24 protein-coding genes are annotated in these 14572 nt (G+C 66.6%); all 24 read right to left on the bottom strand.

All coding sequences use genetic code 11. The features are described 5' to 3' along the window. Positions 1-33 precede the first annotated feature (33 nt). The 24 genes from P3T41_RS24230 to P3T41_RS24115 all read right to left on the bottom strand — a co-directional run bounded on the left by P3T41_RS24230 (position 34) and on the right by P3T41_RS24115 (position 14339). Positions 34-693 carry an adenylate kinase gene (locus tag P3T41_RS24230; RefSeq protein WP_280692211.1) on the bottom strand — a complete coding sequence of 220 codons (660 nt, stop codon included), beginning with the start codon at positions 691-693 and terminating at the stop codon, positions 34-36. Next, on the bottom strand, positions 693-2000 hold the full coding sequence (gene secY, locus P3T41_RS24225) for a preprotein translocase subunit SecY (protein WP_280692210.1): 1308 nt from the start codon (positions 1998-2000) through the stop codon (positions 693-695). The genes P3T41_RS24230 and secY overlap by 1 nt, the downstream gene beginning before the upstream one ends. 309 nt (positions 2001-2309) lie before the next feature. Further along, positions 2310-2762: a 50S ribosomal protein L15 gene (gene rplO / locus P3T41_RS24220; RefSeq protein ID WP_280692208.1), complete on the bottom strand. Its 453-nt coding sequence runs from the start codon at positions 2760-2762 to the stop codon at positions 2310-2312. A 1-nt stretch (position 2763) separates the two neighbouring features. After that, positions 2764-2946, bottom strand: a complete 183-nt coding sequence (rpmD, locus tag P3T41_RS24215) for a 50S ribosomal protein L30 (protein ID WP_030300409.1) — start codon at positions 2944-2946, stop codon at positions 2764-2766. Then, the gene (rpsE, locus tag P3T41_RS24210; protein WP_280692206.1) at positions 2946-3590 is read right to left on the bottom strand and encodes a 30S ribosomal protein S5; all 645 of its coding nucleotides are present in this window, start codon (positions 3588-3590) and stop codon (positions 2946-2948) included. Before rpsE ends, rpmD begins: the two co-directional genes overlap by 1 nt. A 48-nt stretch (positions 3591-3638) precedes the next feature. Then, positions 3639-4022 (bottom strand): 50S ribosomal protein L18, encoded by a 384-nt coding sequence (gene rplR / locus P3T41_RS24205; RefSeq protein WP_280692204.1) that lies wholly within the window; start codon positions 4020-4022, stop codon positions 3639-3641. 3 nt (positions 4023-4025) lie between these two features. Next, positions 4026-4565 (bottom strand): 50S ribosomal protein L6, encoded by a 540-nt coding sequence (gene rplF, locus P3T41_RS24200; protein ID WP_184937229.1) that lies wholly within the window; start codon positions 4563-4565, stop codon positions 4026-4028. A 22-nt stretch (positions 4566-4587) separates the two neighbouring features. Then, on the bottom strand, positions 4588-4995 hold the full coding sequence (rpsH, locus tag P3T41_RS24195) for a 30S ribosomal protein S8 (RefSeq protein WP_184937226.1): 408 nt from the start codon (positions 4993-4995) through the stop codon (positions 4588-4590). Positions 4996-5274: 279 nt separating this feature from the next. Beyond that, a complete protein-coding gene (locus tag P3T41_RS24190) occupies positions 5275-5460 on the bottom strand; it encodes a type Z 30S ribosomal protein S14 (protein WP_030055830.1) in 186 nt (61 codons plus the stop codon). 4 nt (positions 5461-5464) lie between these two features. Continuing rightward, entirely contained in the window at positions 5465-6043 is a 579-nt protein-coding gene (gene rplE, locus P3T41_RS24185) for a 50S ribosomal protein L5 (protein ID WP_280692202.1), read from the bottom strand. After that, the gene (gene rplX, locus P3T41_RS24180; protein ID WP_035853973.1) at positions 6043-6354 is read right to left on the bottom strand and encodes a 50S ribosomal protein L24; all 312 of its coding nucleotides are present in this window, start codon (positions 6352-6354) and stop codon (positions 6043-6045) included. Before rplX ends, rplE begins: the two co-directional genes overlap by 1 nt. A 14-nt stretch (positions 6355-6368) precedes the next feature. Continuing rightward, positions 6369-6740 carry a 50S ribosomal protein L14 gene (gene rplN, locus P3T41_RS24175; protein ID WP_035848171.1) on the bottom strand — a complete coding sequence of 124 codons (372 nt, stop codon included), beginning with the start codon at positions 6738-6740 and terminating at the stop codon, positions 6369-6371. A 103-nt stretch (positions 6741-6843) separates the two neighbouring features. Continuing rightward, positions 6844-7116 carry a 30S ribosomal protein S17 gene (rpsQ, locus tag P3T41_RS24170; protein ID WP_110670527.1) on the bottom strand — a complete coding sequence of 91 codons (273 nt, stop codon included), beginning with the start codon at positions 7114-7116 and terminating at the stop codon, positions 6844-6846. Further along, on the bottom strand, positions 7116-7340 hold the full coding sequence (gene rpmC / locus P3T41_RS24165) for a 50S ribosomal protein L29 (RefSeq protein ID WP_035848170.1): 225 nt from the start codon (positions 7338-7340) through the stop codon (positions 7116-7118). Before rpmC ends, rpsQ begins: the two co-directional genes overlap by 1 nt. Next, on the bottom strand, positions 7340-7759 hold the full coding sequence (gene rplP, locus P3T41_RS24160; protein ID WP_280692198.1) for a 50S ribosomal protein L16: 420 nt from the start codon (positions 7757-7759) through the stop codon (positions 7340-7342). Before rplP ends, rpmC begins: the two co-directional genes overlap by 1 nt. Before the next feature lie 3 nt (positions 7760-7762). Then, positions 7763-8596 (bottom strand): 30S ribosomal protein S3, encoded by an 834-nt coding sequence (rpsC, locus tag P3T41_RS24155; RefSeq protein ID WP_280692196.1) that lies wholly within the window; start codon positions 8594-8596, stop codon positions 7763-7765. After that, entirely contained in the window at positions 8596-8943 is a 348-nt protein-coding gene (rplV, locus tag P3T41_RS24150; RefSeq protein ID WP_280692195.1) for a 50S ribosomal protein L22, read from the bottom strand. The genes rpsC and rplV overlap by 1 nt, the downstream gene beginning before the upstream one ends. A 57-nt stretch (positions 8944-9000) precedes the next feature. Beyond that, the gene (gene rpsS / locus P3T41_RS24145; RefSeq protein ID WP_030232469.1) at positions 9001-9282 is read right to left on the bottom strand and encodes a 30S ribosomal protein S19; all 282 of its coding nucleotides are present in this window, start codon (positions 9280-9282) and stop codon (positions 9001-9003) included. Positions 9283-9293: 11 nt separating this feature from the next. Continuing rightward, positions 9294-10130, bottom strand: a complete 837-nt coding sequence (gene rplB, locus P3T41_RS24140) for a 50S ribosomal protein L2 (RefSeq protein WP_280692193.1) — start codon at positions 10128-10130, stop codon at positions 9294-9296. 43 nt (positions 10131-10173) lie between these two features. Continuing rightward, positions 10174-10497, bottom strand: a complete 324-nt coding sequence (gene rplW / locus P3T41_RS24135; RefSeq protein WP_145905728.1) for a 50S ribosomal protein L23 — start codon at positions 10495-10497, stop codon at positions 10174-10176. Further along, entirely contained in the window at positions 10494-11171 is a 678-nt protein-coding gene (gene rplD, locus P3T41_RS24130) for a 50S ribosomal protein L4 (RefSeq protein ID WP_280692191.1), read from the bottom strand. The genes rplW and rplD overlap by 4 nt, the downstream gene beginning before the upstream one ends. A gap of 4 nt (positions 11172-11175) precedes the next feature. Further along, the gene (gene rplC, locus P3T41_RS24125) at positions 11176-11823 is read right to left on the bottom strand and encodes a 50S ribosomal protein L3 (protein WP_280692189.1); all 648 of its coding nucleotides are present in this window, start codon (positions 11821-11823) and stop codon (positions 11176-11178) included. Positions 11824-11837: 14 nt separating this feature from the next. Next, positions 11838-12146 (bottom strand): 30S ribosomal protein S10, encoded by a 309-nt coding sequence (rpsJ, locus tag P3T41_RS24120; protein WP_012785157.1) that lies wholly within the window; start codon positions 12144-12146, stop codon positions 11838-11840. Positions 12147-12611: 465 nt separating this feature from the next. Continuing rightward, on the bottom strand, positions 12612-14339 hold the full coding sequence (locus tag P3T41_RS24115) for a hypothetical protein (RefSeq protein WP_280692187.1): 1728 nt from the start codon (positions 14337-14339) through the stop codon (positions 12612-12614). Positions 14340-14572: the final 233 nt, after the last annotated feature.

Here is a 14572-nt window from a genome sequence, read left to right as displayed (position 1 = left end):
ACCGCGGCCGTATGGGCGGGGGAACGTCCTTGCTCAGCCCGCTGCGCGCGCCTGCAGCGCGTCCACCGCGCGCTGGGTCACCTCGTCGACCTTGCCGAGCGCCGAGATGGTGGTGACCAGGTTCTGCTGGGCGTAGTACTCGATGATCGGCTCGGTCTCCGTGTGGTAGACCTCCAGCCGGGTGCGGACCGCGTCCTCGGTGTCGTCCGAACGCTGGTACAGCTCGCCACCGCACTCGTCGCAGACGCCCGCGACGGCCGGCGGGTTGTAGTCCACGTGGTAGACGTGGGCGCCGTTGTTGCGGCAGAGCCGGCGACCGGCGATCCGCTTCACGACCTCGTCCTCGGGGACCTCCAGGTCGAGCACGCCGTCCAGGGTGATCCCCTCGGCGGCGAGGTGCTCGTCCAGCGCCTTGGCCTGGGCCAGGTTGCGCGGGAAGCCGTCCAGCAGGAAGCCCTGCGCGGTGTCCGGCTGGAGGAGGCGGTCCTTGGCCATCCCGATGGTCACCTCGTCCGGTACGAGCTGACCCTTGTCCATGTAGCCCTTCGCCTCGAGCCCCAGCGGGGTGCTCTGGCTGATGTTGGCCCGGAACAGGTCACCGGTCGAGATGTGGGGAATGGACAGGGTCTTGGCGAGCACGTGCGCCTGAGTACCCTTCCCGGCCCCGGGAGGTCCGACGAGGACGATACGCATCAGCGGAGGAACCCTTCGTAATTACGCTGCTGGAGCTGGCTCTCGATCTGCTTCACAGTTTCGAGTCCGACGCCGACGATGATGAGGATGCTGGTGCCGCCGAACGGGATGGTGGTGCTCGCGTTGAGGGCGACCAGGCCGATCATCGGGATCAACGCGATGAGGCCCAGGTAGAGCGAACCCGGCCAGGTGATGCGGGTCAGCACGTAGTTCAGGTATTCGGCCGTCGGGCGACCGGCCCGGATCCCGGGGATGAACCCACCATACTTCTTCATATTGTCGGCAACTTCCTCGGGGTTGAAGGAGATCGCGACGTAGAAGAAGGCGAAGAACACGATCAGCACGAAGTACGTGGCCATGTAGATCGGGTGGTCGCCCTTGGTGAAGTTGTTCTGGATCCAGATCGCCCAGCCGGCCTTGCTGCTGGTCAGCTGCGCGACCAGGGCCGGGATGTACAGCAGCGAGGAGGCGAAGATGACCGGGATGACACCGGCCTGGTTCACCTTCAGCGGGATGTAGGTCGAGGTACCGCCGAAGGCCCGCCGCCCGATCATGCGCTTGGCGTACTGCACCGGGATCCGGCGTTGGGCCTGTTCGACGAAGATGACCAGCACCACCACGACCACGCCGACCGCGAGGACCGCGAAGAAGTCGACCCAGCCGCCACCGATCTTGCCGGCCTTCTTGATCGACCAGAGGTTGCCCGGGAAACCGGAGGCGATCGAGGTGAAGATCAGGATCGACATGCCGTTGCCGATGCCGCGGTCGGTGATCAGCTCACCGAGCCACATGATCATCGTGGTACCGGCGGTCATCGTGATGACCATGGTGGCGATCCGGAACACCGAGGTGTCCGGCACCACCTGGTTGCCCACGGCACAGGTGGAGAAGAGCGCGCCGTTGGAGGCGGTCGCCACGATGCCGGTGCCCTGCAGGATCGCCAGCGCGATCGTCAGGTACCGGGTGTACTGGGTGATCTTGGTGGTACCGGCCTGCCCCTCCTTCTTCAGCGCTTCCAGCCGCGGGATCACGACGGTCAGCAGCTGCAGGATGATGCTGGCGGTGATGTACGGCATGATGCCGAGCGCAAAAATCGTCAACTGCAGCAGCGCACCGCCGCTGAACAGGTTGACGAGGCCGAAGAGGCCGCTGTTGCTCTGCTTCACGCACTCGTTCACGGCTTTGAAATTGACGCCGGGGACGGGGATGTGCGCACCCATCCGGAACAGCACCATGATGCCCAGCGTGAACAGCAGCTTCTTGCGCAGGTCGGGCGTCTTGAACGCCCGCGCGAACGCACTGAGCACGGTGCCTCCTGCGCCTCCCGCGCGTCGTCGGCGGGAGGGTCGGTCCTGATGATGGGGAGTTGAGGTGTGACCTGCTCCGCCGCAGCCGGGGGGAGGCTACAAGGGAACTCCACGGACTCTAACAGTGCGCGGCAACGAAGAAGAAGCTCATGGAGCAGGGGGTTGCCCAACGGGCGCCCAGATGCCCGGTTTTGGCCCGGGTTGAGTCCCAAAGTCGTGGTGATGAGCACACGAATGACCAGAGCCCCGCCCCTCGAACGAGGGACGGGGCTCAGTGTCTGACCTGACGTCAGTCGGCGGTCAACGGGCTCAGATGAGCTCGGTGACGGTGCCGCCGGCGGCCGTGATCTTCTCGGCGGCGGAGCCGGAGACGGCGTCCACCGAGACCTGCAGCGCGACCGAGATCTCGCCGGTGCCGAGCACCTTGACGAGCGAGTTCTTGCGAACCGCGCCCTTCTCGACGAGACCCTCGACGGTGACCTCTCCACCCTGCGGGTAGAGCTCGGCCAGCTTGTCGAGGTTGACCACCTGGAAGGTGATCTTGAAGGGGTTCTTGAAGCCCTTCAGCTTCGGCAGGCGCATGTGGAGGGGCATCTGGCCACCCTCGAAGCGCTGCGGAACCTGGTAGCGGGCCTTGGTGCCCTTGGTACCACGACCGGCGGTCTTACCCTTGGACGCCTCACCACGACCGACACGGATCTTGTCGGTCTTGGCGCCCGGGGCGGGACGCAGGTTGTGGATCTTGATCGGCGAGTCAGCCATCTCAGTCCACCTCCTCGACCGTGACGAGGTGACGCACGGTCTGGGCCATCCCGCGGATCTCGGGACGGTCCTCCTTGACGACCACATCGTGCATGCGCTTCAGACCCAGCGAGCGCAGCGTCTCGCGGTGGTTCTGCTTGCTGCCGATGTAGGACTTGGTCTGCGTGATCTTCAGGCGAGCCATCAGGCACCCGCCCCCGCGGTCGCGGCGGCGGTGCCGGCGGCGCGAGCGCGCAGCAGGGCGGCCGGGGCCACGTCCTCGAGCGGCAGACCACGACGGGCCGCGATCTCCTCGGGGCGCACGAGGCCCTTCAGAGCAGCCACGGTGGCGTGCACGATGTTGATCGCGTTGTCCGAGCCGAGCGACTTCGACAGGATGTCGTGAACGCCGGCGCACTCCAGGACGGCACGCACCGGGCCACCGGCGATAACGCCCGTACCGGGGGACGCCGGCTTCAGGAGCACGACGCCGGCGGCCTTCTCGCCCTGGATCGGGTGCGGGATGGTGCCCTGGATACGGGGGACCTTGAAGAAGTTCTTCTTGGCCTCCTCAACACCCTTGGCGATGGCGGCCGGAACCTCCTTCGCCTTGCCGTATCCGACACCCACGGTGCCGTCACCGTCGCCCACCACGACCAGCGCGGTGAAGCTGAAACGACGACCACCCTTGACAACCTTGGCGACACGGTTGATCGCAACGACGCGCTCAACGTAAGCGGTCTTCTCGACGGCGGGGGCGTTGCCCCGGTCGTCACGCTTACGGTCACGCCGCTCGCCACCGCCGGTGCCGCCGCCGGCGCCGCTACCGCGGCGCTGGGGTCCAGCCATTGGAATTACCTCTCTCGATTACGTCCGCCGACAGAGTCGACGAGCGGCTTAGAAGTCGAGCCCGGCCTCGCGGGCCGCGTCCGCCAGAGCGGCGATGCGGCCGGCGTACCGGTTGCCCGCGCGGTCGAAGACGACCGACTCGATGCCGGCGGCCTTGGCGCGCTCGGCGACCAGGCTCCCGACCTTCTTGGCCAGCTCGGTCTTGTCGCCCTCGGTGCCCTTGATGGACACGTCGAGGGTGGACGCCGACGCCAGGGTGTGACCCTTGGCGTCGTCGATGACCTGGGCGACCATGTGACGGTTCGAGCGCGTCACAACGAGGCGCGGACGCACCTCGGTGCCGACGACGCGCTTGCGAACGCGAATCGCGCGGCGCTTACGGGCGGAGGGCTTGTAGGCGTTGCCCTTGCCGATCTTGACAGAGACGCTCATCGCTTACTTACCACTCTTTCCGACCTTGCGGCGGATGACCTCGCCCGCGTACTTGACGCCCTTGGCCTTGTACGGGTCGGGCTTGCGCAGCTTGCGGATCTTGGCCGAAACCTCGCCGACCAGCTGCTTGTCGATCCCGTCCACGTGGAACTTGGTGGGCGACTCGACCACGAAGGAGATGCCCTCCGGGGCCTCGATCAGGATCGGGTGGCTGTAGCCGAGCTGGAACTCCATCGAGGAGCCCTTCGCTGCGACTCGGTAACCAACACCGCTGATCTCCAGCGACTTGCGGTAGCCCGCGGTCACGCCGGTGATCATGTTCGCCACCAGCGTGCGGGAAAGGCCGTGGAGGGCCTTCGACTGACGCTCGTCGTTCGGGCGAGTGACAACCAGGGTGCCGTTCTCGTCCTTGCCGATCTCGATCGGCTCGGCGACAACGTGGGTGAGGGAGCCCTTCGGGCCCTTCACCGAGACCGCCTGGCCATCGATGGTGACGTCCACGCCGGCGGGAACCGGGATGGGCAGCCGTCCAATGCGCGACATTGCTGTACCTCCGTTTCCCGAATTACCAGACGTAGGCGAGAACTTCTCCGCCTACGCCCTTCTTGGCGGCCTGCTTGTCGGTGAGGAGACCCGAGGACGTGGAGATGATCGCCACGCCCAGGCCGCCGAGCACCTTCGGCAGGTTGGTGGACTTTGCGTAGACCCGCAGGCCCGGCTTGCTGATTCGCTTGATACCAGCGATCGAGCGCTCGCGGTTGGGGCCGAACTTGAGCTCGATGGTCAGCTTCTTGCCGACCTCGCCCTCCTGCGGCTCCTCGACCTTCCAGCTGGAGATGTAACCCTCCTGCTGCAGGATCTGCGCGACGTGCGACTTGATCTTGCTAGCCGGCATCGCCACGGTGTCGTGGTACGCCGAGTTCGCGTTACGCAGACGCGTGAGCATGTCTGCGATGGGGTCGGTCATGGTCATGATGGCCTCAGGCCTCTCTCGCCGTGGTTTCTCCGCGCCAGGTCCCCCCACCGCACTCCGCGAGGAGTGCGGTGGGGGCACAGACGCAGGGGACCTGCGGCGTTAGTAAGACTGGGTGCGAGCCCTCAGAAGAGAGCCGCGAGCATTCATAGGGAATGCCGCGGCAGGGGGCCCGACCCCACTACCTTACGGGATCCGGAACCGGAACCCAAAAGTAGGGGGTGGGGCACCTCTGCTTCGCTGGTGGTACCTCGTGCTCCAGGGCGCCTTGGGTAAGGACTACCAGGAGCTCTTGGTCACGCCCGGCAGCTCGCCGCGGTGCGCCATCTCACGGAGGCAGACACGGCACAGGCCGAACTTGCGGTACACCGAGTGCGGACGGCCGCAGCGCTGGCACCGGGTGTAGGCCCGGACGCCGAACTTCGGCTTACGCTCGGACTTCGCGATGAGGGACTTCTTCGCCATTGGCTCACGCCTCCTTGAACGGGAAGCCCAGAGCGCGCAGGAGCGCCCGGCCCTCGTCGTCGGTCTGAGCGGTGGTCACGACGGTGATGTCCATACCGCGCTGACGGTCGACCTTGTCCTGGTCGATCTCGTGGAACATGACCTGCTCGGTCAGACCGAACGTGTAGTTGCCACGGCCGTCGAACTGCTTGGGGGAGAGACCACGGAAGTCACGGATACGCGGCAGCGCCAGCGACACCAGACGGTCCAGGAACTCCCACATGCGGTCACCACGAAGGGTGACGTGGGTGCCGATCGGCTGGCCCTCACGCAGCTTGAACTGCGCGATGGACTTGCGAGCCTTCGTCACCGCCGGCTTCTGACCGGTGATGGCGGTGAGGTCGCGGATCGCGCCCTCGATCAGCTTGGAGTCGCGGGCGGCCTCGCCCACACCCATGTTGACCACGACCTTGACCAGGCCGGGGATCAGCATGACGTTCTCGTAGGAGAACTCCTCCTGCAGCTGGCCCTTGATCTCGGCGTTGTAACGCGCCTTGAGGCGGGGGGCCACCTTCTCAACGTTCTCGATGGTCGTCTCAGACATCAGATGTCCTCACCGGTTCGCTTGGCAACGCGGATCTTGTTGCCCTCGTCATCGAAGCGGTAACCAACGCGAGTGACGACCTTCTTGCCGTCCTTCTCCACGACCAGCTGCACGTTGGAGACGTGCACCGGGGCCTCGACGGTGATGATGCCACCGGCGGTGCCCTGGCCGGGCTTGGTGTGCTTCTTGACCCGGTTCACACCCTCGACGAGGACCTTGTTCTCGGCGGGCATGGCCTGGATGACCTTGCCCTGCTTGCCGCGGTCCTTGCCGGTGATGACCTGAACCAGGTCACCCTTCTTGATCTTCATGCTGTTCGCCATGGTTAGAGCACCTCCGGCGCCAGCGAGATGATCTTCATGAACTTCTTGTCACGCAGCTCGCGGCCCACCGGGCCGAAGATGCGGGTGCCACGGGGGTCACCATCGGTGTTCTTGAGGACGACGGCGGCGTTCTCGTCGAACCGGATGTACGAACCGTCGGGACGACGGCGCGACTTCACGGTACGGACGATGACGCACTTGACGACGTCACCCTTCTTCACGGTGCCACCGGGGATCGCGTCCTTGACGGTGGCGACGATGACGTCCCCGATGCCGGCGTAGCGGCGACCGGAGCCACCGAGAACGCGGATGCAAAGGATTTCCTTCGCGCCCGTGTTGTCGGCGACACGCAGTCGCGACTCCTGCTGGATCACAGCTTTCTCCTGATCGTCAACGAGAGTCGACGGGCCGGCCGCTGCTCACACCGGCGTCCCCTGGGGGACCTGGTGCACATACGGCCGTACCTCATCGGCTTCGTTACTTGGCCTTCTCGAGGATCTCGACGACGCGCCAGCGCTTCGTCGCGGACAGCGGGCGGGTCTCCGCGAGGAGGACCCGGTCACCGATGCCGCACGCGTTCTGCTCGTCGTGCGCCTTCAGCTTGTTCGTACGGCGGATGACCTTGCCGTACAGAGCGTGCTTGACGCGGTCCTCGACGGCGACGACGACGGTCTTGTCCATCTTGTCGCTGACGACGAGACCCTCACGGGTCTTGCGGAAACCGCGCGTCTCGTTGGTGTTCTCAGTCATCAGGCGTTCTCCACCGTCTCGATGCCCAGCTCGCGCTCGCGCATCAGGGTGTAGATCCGCGCGATGTCCTTACGGACCAGCCGAAGCCGTCCGTGGTTGTCGAGCTGTCCGGTCGCCGCCTGGAAGCGGAGGTTGAACAGCTCCTCCTTGGCCTCGCGGAGCTTCGCAACGAGACCCTCGTTGTCCAGCTCGCGCAGCTCAGCAGCCTTGGTGCCGGCCGACATCAGCTCTCACCTGCCTCGCGCCGGACAATCCGGCACTTCATCGGGAGCTTGTGAGCAGCGCGGGTGAGCGCCTCACGAGCAACCTTCTCGTTGGGGTAGGACAGCTCGAACATGATCCGTCCCGGGTGAACGTTGGCGATCCACCACTCCGGCGAACCCTTACCGGAACCCATGCGGGTCTCGGCAGGCTTCTTGGTGAGGGGACGGTCCGGGTAGATGTTGATCCAGACCTTGCCGCCACGCTTGATGTGACGGGTGATGGCGATACGAGCGGACTCGATCTGCCGGTTCGTCACGTAGGCCGGGGTGACGGCCTGGATGCCGTACTCGCCGAAGGCGAGCTCGGTGCCACCCTTGGCCATGCCGCGGCGCTTGGGGTGGTGCTGCTTGCGGTGCTTGACCCGACGGGGGATCAGCATGGGTCAGGCCTCCGTTCCGGTGCTCTCAGCAGCCGGCGCCTCGTTCACCGCAGCCGCGGGGGCCTCGGTGTTCGCGGGACGACGACCGCCACGGGCGCCACCGCGCTCGCCGCCACGGCCACCGCGCTCGCCGCCACGCGCGGGGCGGGCGTCGTTGCGGGCCGGACGGTTGCCCGAGCGGGCAGCGGCGTTCTCAGCGCGGACCTCGGCGATGTTCTTGACGTCGCCCTTGTAGATCCAGACCTTCACGCCGATACGGCCGAAGGTCGTCTTGGCCTCGAAGAAGCCGTAGTCGACGTTCGCGCGCAGCGTGTGCAGCGGCACACGACCCTCGCGGTAGAACTCCGAACGGCTCATCTCGGCGCCGCCGAGACGACCGGAGCACTGGACCTTGATGCCCTTGGCGCCGGACTTCATGGTGCCCTGCATCGACTTGCGCATGGCACGGCGGAACGACACGCGGGAGGACAGCTGCTCCGCGACGCCCTGAGCCACGAGCTGGGCGTCCAGCTCGGGGTTCTTGACCTCGAGGATGTTCAGCTGGACCTGCTTGCCGGTCAGCTTCTCGAGGTCGCCGCGGATGCGGTCGGCCTCGGTGCCACGGCGACCGATGACGATGCCGGGGCGAGCGGTGTGGATGTCAACGCGGACGCGGTCGCGGGTGCGCTCGATCTCAACCTTCGAGATGCCGGCGCGCTCCATGCCCTTCGTCATCATGCGACGAATGGCGACGTCTTCCTTGACGTAGTCCTTGTACAGCTTGTCGGCGTACCAGCGGGACTTGAAGTCCGTGCTGATGCCGAGACGGAACCCGTGCGGGTTAACCTTCTGGCCCATTACCGGGTCCCTTCCTTGCTGCTGACGACCACGGTGATGTGGCTGGTCCGCTTGCGGATCCGGTAGGCACGGCCCTGGGCGCGCGGACGGAACCGCTTCAGGGTCGGGCCCTCGTCAACGTACGCCTCGCTGATGACGAGGTCGTCCACGTTGTTGTGGTTGTAGTTGTGCGCGGCGTTGGCGATGGCGCTGTTGAGCACCTTGCCGACCGGCACGGTGGCGGCCTGCGGAGCGAACCGCAGGATCGCCTGGGCCTCCGTGGCGTTCAGGCCACGGATGAGGTCCACCACGCGGCGGGCCTTCATGGGCGTGACGCGGATGTACCGCGCCTGGGCCCTGGCTTCCATGGTTGTCCCCTTAATGGAGTAAGTCATTGAGTCGTTCTGGCGGTGAAGCTCAGGCGACTAGCGACGCTTCGACTTGCGGTCGTCCTTGACGTGGCCGCGGAAGGTGCGGGTCGGAGCGAACTCGCCCAGCTTGTGGCCGACCATCGACTCGGTGACGAACACCGGGACGTGCTTGCGACCATCGTGGACCGCGATCGTGTGACCGAGCATGCTCGGGCTGATCACGGAGCGGCGGGACCAGGTCTTGATGACGTTCTGGGTACCGGCTTCATTCTGTACGTCCACCTTCTTGATGAGGTGGCCGTCGATGAAGGGGCCCTTCTTGAGACTGCGCGGCATCTGACCTGCTCCTAGCGCTTCTTGTTGGTCTTGCGGCGGCGCACGATGAGGGCGTCCGAAGCCTTGCCGGGCTTACGGGTGCGACCCTCCTTCTGGCCCCACGGCGAGACCGGGTGGCGACCACCAGAGGTCTTACCCTCACCACCACCGTGCGGGTGGTCGATCGGGTTCATGGCCACACCACGCACGGTCGGGCGAACGCCCTTCCAGCGCATACGGCCGGCCTTGCCCCAGTTGATGTTCGACTGCTCGGCGTTGCCGACCTCGCCGACGGTGGCGCGGCAGCGCACGTCGACCAGGCGGATCTCACCGGAGGGCATGCGCAGGTGCGCCATGCGACCCTCACGGGCGAGCAGCTGGATGCCGGAACCCGCGGAGCGGGCCATCTTGGCACCGCCACCGGGACGCAGCTCCACCGCGTGGATGGTGGTACCGACCGGGATGTTGCGCAGCGGCAGGTTGTTGCCCGGCTTGATGTCGGCCGTCGGGCCGTTCTCAATCCGGTCACCCTGGGTGATGCCACGCGGGGCGATGATGTAGCGCTTCTCGCCGTCCGCGTAGTGCAGCAGCGCGATGCGCGCGGTGCGGTTGGGGTCGTACTCGATGTGCGCGACCTTGGCCGGCACGCCGTCCTTGTCGTGACGACGGAAGTCGATCACTCGGTAAGCGCGCTTGTGGCCGCCACCCTGGTGGCGAGCGGTGATACGACCGGCGTTGTTACGGCCGCCCTTGCTGTGCAGGGGGCGAACCAGCGACTTCTCCGGCGTGGACCGCGTGATCTCTACGAAGTCGGCCACGCTGGAGCCACGACGGCCCGGCGTAGTCGGCTTGTACTTGCGGATGCCCATTTGGCTCTCTCGTCCTCGTCCTTATCGACGATCACGATCCCCGTTAGGAGACCGGACCACCGAAGATGTCGATGCGGTTGCCCTCAGCCAGCGTCACGATGGCGCGCTTGGTGTCCTTGCGCTTGCCAAAGCCCGTCTTGGAGCGCTTGCGCTTGCCCTGACGGTTGAGCGTGTTGACGGACTCGACCTTGACCGAGAAGACCGCCTCGACGGCCTGCTTGATCTGGGTCTTGTTGGCACCGGGCGACACGACGAACGTGTACTTGTTCTCGTCGAGGAGCGCGTAGCTCTTCTCGGAGATGACCGGCTTCACCAGAACGTCACGGGGGTCCGTGAACGTCTTGCTCGTGATGTCTGCAGCCATCAGGCGGCGCTCCCTTCGAGCTCGCCCTCAGCAGCCACAGCCTTGGCGGACGCAGCGGGACCCGCTACGAAACGCTCGAAAGCAGCCTGGGTGAAGACCACATCGTCGGAGACGAGCACGTCGTAGGTGTTCAGCTGACCGGCGTCCACGATGTGCACGTTCGGCAGGTTGCGGGCGCTCTTCAGACCCAGCTCGTCGGCACGCTCGACGACGAGGAGGATGTTCTTGCGCTCGGTGATCTTGCCGAACAGGCCCTTGGCGGCCTTGGTCGACGGCGCCTCGGTCGCGGTCACGTCGGTGATGACGTGAATGCGCTCGTGGCGGGCCCGGTCGGTGAGCGCACCGCGAAGCGCGGCGGCGATCATCTTCTTCGGGGTCCGCTGCGAGTAGTCGCGCGGCTTCGGGCCGTGGACGACGCCACCGCCCGCGAACTGCGGCGCGCGGGTCGAGCCCTGACGAGCCCGGCCGGTGCCCTTCTGGCGGTACGGCTTGCGGCCGCCGCCTCGGACCTCGCCGCGAGTCTTGACCTTGTGGGTGCCCTGACGGGCCGCAGCGAGCTGCGCCACGACGACCTGGTGCATCAGCGGAACGCTGACCTTGGCGTCGAAGATCTCGGCGGGCAGCTCGAGGCTGCCGGTCTTGTCGCCCGAGGGCGACAGGATGTCAATGGTGCTCATATCCTCACAGCCCCTTCGCCGCGGTGCGGACGAGGACGAGGCCGCCGTTCGGGCCCGGGATCGCTCCCTTGATCAGGAGCAGCCCCTTCTCCGCGTCAACGGCGTGGATGGTCAGGTTCTGGGTGGTCACGCGCTCGTGGCCCATCCGGCCGGCCATCTTCATGCCCTTGAACACGCGACCCGGGGTGGCGCAGCCACCGATCGAGCCGGGCGAACGGTGCTTGCGCTGCACGCCGTGACCGGCGCCGAGGCCCTTGAAGTTGTGACGCTTCATGACACCGGCGAAGCCCTTGCCCTTGGAGGTGCCGGTCACGTCGACCTTGACACCCGCCTCGAACAGCTCGGCGGTGATCTCCTGGCCCAGCGTGTACTCGGAGGCGTCCGAGGTACGCAGCTCGACCAGGTGGCGGCGCGGGGTGACACCGGCCTTGGCGAAGTGACCCGCGAGGGGCTTGTTCACCTTGCGGGGGTCGATCTCGCCGAAGCCGATCTGCACGGCGTCGTAGCCGCTCGTGCTGTCGGCGGTGTGAACCTGGGTCACGACATTGGGCCCGGCCTTGACGACGGTCACCGGAACGATCCGGTTGTTCTCGTCCCAGACCTGGGTCATGCCGAGCTTCTCGCCCAGGATTCCCTTAATCTGCTTTGCCATCTTCGTCGCGCCTCTCAGAGCTTGATCTCGATGTCGACGCCGGCCGGAAGGTCGAGGCGCATCAGCGAGTCAACGGTCTTCGGGGTCGGGTCGAGGATGTCGATCAGACGCTTGTGAGTGCGCATCTCGAAGTGCTCGCGCGAGTCCTTGTACTTGTGCGGCGAGCGGATGACGCAGTACACGTTCTTCTCAGTGGGCAGCGGCACCGGGCCCGCGACCTGCGCACCAGTACGAATCACCGTCTCGACGATCTTCTTCGCCGAGGAGTCGATGACCTCGTGGTCGTAGGCCTTGAGCCGGATGCGGATCTTCTGTCCCGCCATGGCTACTCAGTAGTCCTTTGTCTCGTCTGCTGCTTCTGCTGCCGAAGTCGTCCGGTGGACTGGTCCGGTGGCACCCCTGGGTGGCTACCCTCCGGCCCCCGCGCTCGGGCGTGTCGCGCCCGCGCTTAAGAAAAGGGAAAGCCCTCTTCCAGAGGATCCGGATTGCCTTGCACCCACAGAACGCCGGGTCGAGGCCCCGCCCACGCTTCCCGGAAGATTCCCGTACGTCCGCCCCGCAGCTGCCGCGGTGTCGCTTACACACCACTGCGTTCACACAGAGCACGTGAACACATGAACGGCCATCACGGGAACGACGAGTACTTGGGACTCGCTTCCGGTCCTCCCGACGGGAGGCGCGCAGCATCGGCACTCAACCGAGCAACTTGGACATCCTGCCATAGCGGGAGGTGGGAACGCGAATCGGGGCCGCCGTGGTCTGCACCACGCCGGCCCCGATCGCCTCTGCTAGTTCTTGGTGCCGGTGACCCACGGCGCCGGGCGGCCGCAGACGGCCGGCCAGTCCTCGGTCGGGATGCCGGAGCACCAGAGGCCGGTGTCAGGCGTGGGCTTCCAGTCCTTGACGATGTGGTCGGCACACTTCGTGACCGGCGAGTACTTGGGACACGTCCCGTCCGCCTTCTTGACCTCCTGCGCCCGGTAGGCGTCGATGCCCATGGAGGTCTCGGACGACTCGGGCATGTAGCGGTTGATCGACCACGAGGCGCCCATGGTCGCGAACAGGGCGACCGCGCACACCATGCCGGCCGAGAGCTGCCCCAGCACCCGCGGCGAGATGACGCCGACGGCCGAGTCCTTGGCCCGCAGCGCCCGGTCGAGCCAGCCGGTACCGCGCTGGACCAGGGCCATCAGGCCCAGGACGGCCAGGATCATCAGGCAGTACATGATGATCCAGGTGGTCCGGGGGTAGAGCTGGATCTGCTGGGTGCGCTCCATGTTCCCGGCGTAGTAGAAGCGCATCAGCCAGGCGCCGGCCAGCACGGCCGCGGCGGTCCGCACCGCGATGTTCCGCAGCGCCAGACCCATCCCGAGGCCGACGCCCAGCAGCAGCAGCACCGCGAACCCGGTCTGGCCCGAGAGCTCGCCGGCCGCCGGCCAGGTGTCGTAGGTCAGCTGGCCCGAGCGGTCCGACATCCAGCCGAGCACGTACGTCGGGTCCGCGTAGACCGAGAGGTAGGCGTACCGGTCAGGCGTCGAGGCACCGAGGCGCACGATCTCGTAGATCAGCGGCGCGCCCACCACCGCGAAGGCGACCCCGGCGCTGACCACGAAGGCGGCGGCCGAGGTGATCGCCGCCCGGCCCTTGCGCCACGGGAAGAGCAGGAGCGCCAGCACCAACACGCCGGGCGCCGACCACAGGTACCAGCCCGAGTACCAGAGGAACATCAGCCCGAAGACGACGCCGAAGCCGACGCCGAGCAGCAGGGCGGACCGCACCGACCGGCGCTCGGTGCGGCGCAGCTCGCGCATGAAGGCGGCCAGCAGCGGCAGCAGCATGATCATGACGACGTGGCTGTACGGCCGGATCGGGTCCAGGAAGACCACCGCGGCCGGGACCGCGATGAGCAGCGCCCAGAACGGACGCAGCAGGAGGCGCCAGGCCAGGTAGGACATCGGACCGACCAGCGCGCTGCAGATGATCTGCAGGTCGTGCAGCGCGTACCCGGCGCCGCCCACTCCGCCGTAGCGCATCTCCGACCAGGCCGCCATCGCGGCGGGGAACGCGGGCGGATAGACGCCGATGCCCTTGCCGTGCATGATCGAGGTGGCCATGTCGATCAGGACGCTGGGGTCGCCCTCCTGGCCGCCCAGCGGCCAGGGCGTTCCCCGCAGTGCCACCACGACCCCGCCGGCGACGACGCCGGTCGCCAGGCCGGCCAGGGCCGCGCAGACCAGCCGCTTGGCCAGCTCGTACTGCCGCAGTGTGCCGCGGTAGGCGGCGTAGAGCAGCACCGCCAGCAGCGGCAGCCCGATCAGCGCCACGTACTCCTGCAGCGTGGCGAGACCGCTGACCTGGCCGATCCGGTTGAGCGGGTTGACGCTGATGTGACGGCACAACGCGGTGTAGCCGAGTGCGGCGACGACGCTGACCACGGCCTCGGAGAGCCGCAGTTGCCACGGCCGCAGACGGAGGCGGCCAGCCTCGGCGGGCGGTGCGGAAGCGGTCAGGTGCACCGTTTTCCGGGCTGCACCAGGAGCACCGCTCGCCGGTTCGTGGGCCAAGTCGGCCATATCGATCGCTTCCGTAGGGCGGCTTGGTGCCGCGAGCCATGGACAGTGGGGCCACATCGACAAGGAGGCCGCCGGCAACGCGCCGTGGTTACCACATGGATAGCCGCTTACCTGAAAGTCATCCGATGCTACGGGCGCACGCTCATGCTATTAGTCCGTTCGGGCGCACCATACCG

The organism is Kitasatospora sp. GAS204B, from assembly GCF_029892155.1.
Taxonomy (GTDB): Bacteria; Actinomycetota; Actinomycetes; order Streptomycetales; family Streptomycetaceae; genus Kitasatospora.
The sequence above is the reverse complement of the archived record's forward strand: the minus strand, read 5'-3'. Positions and strand labels throughout refer to the sequence as shown.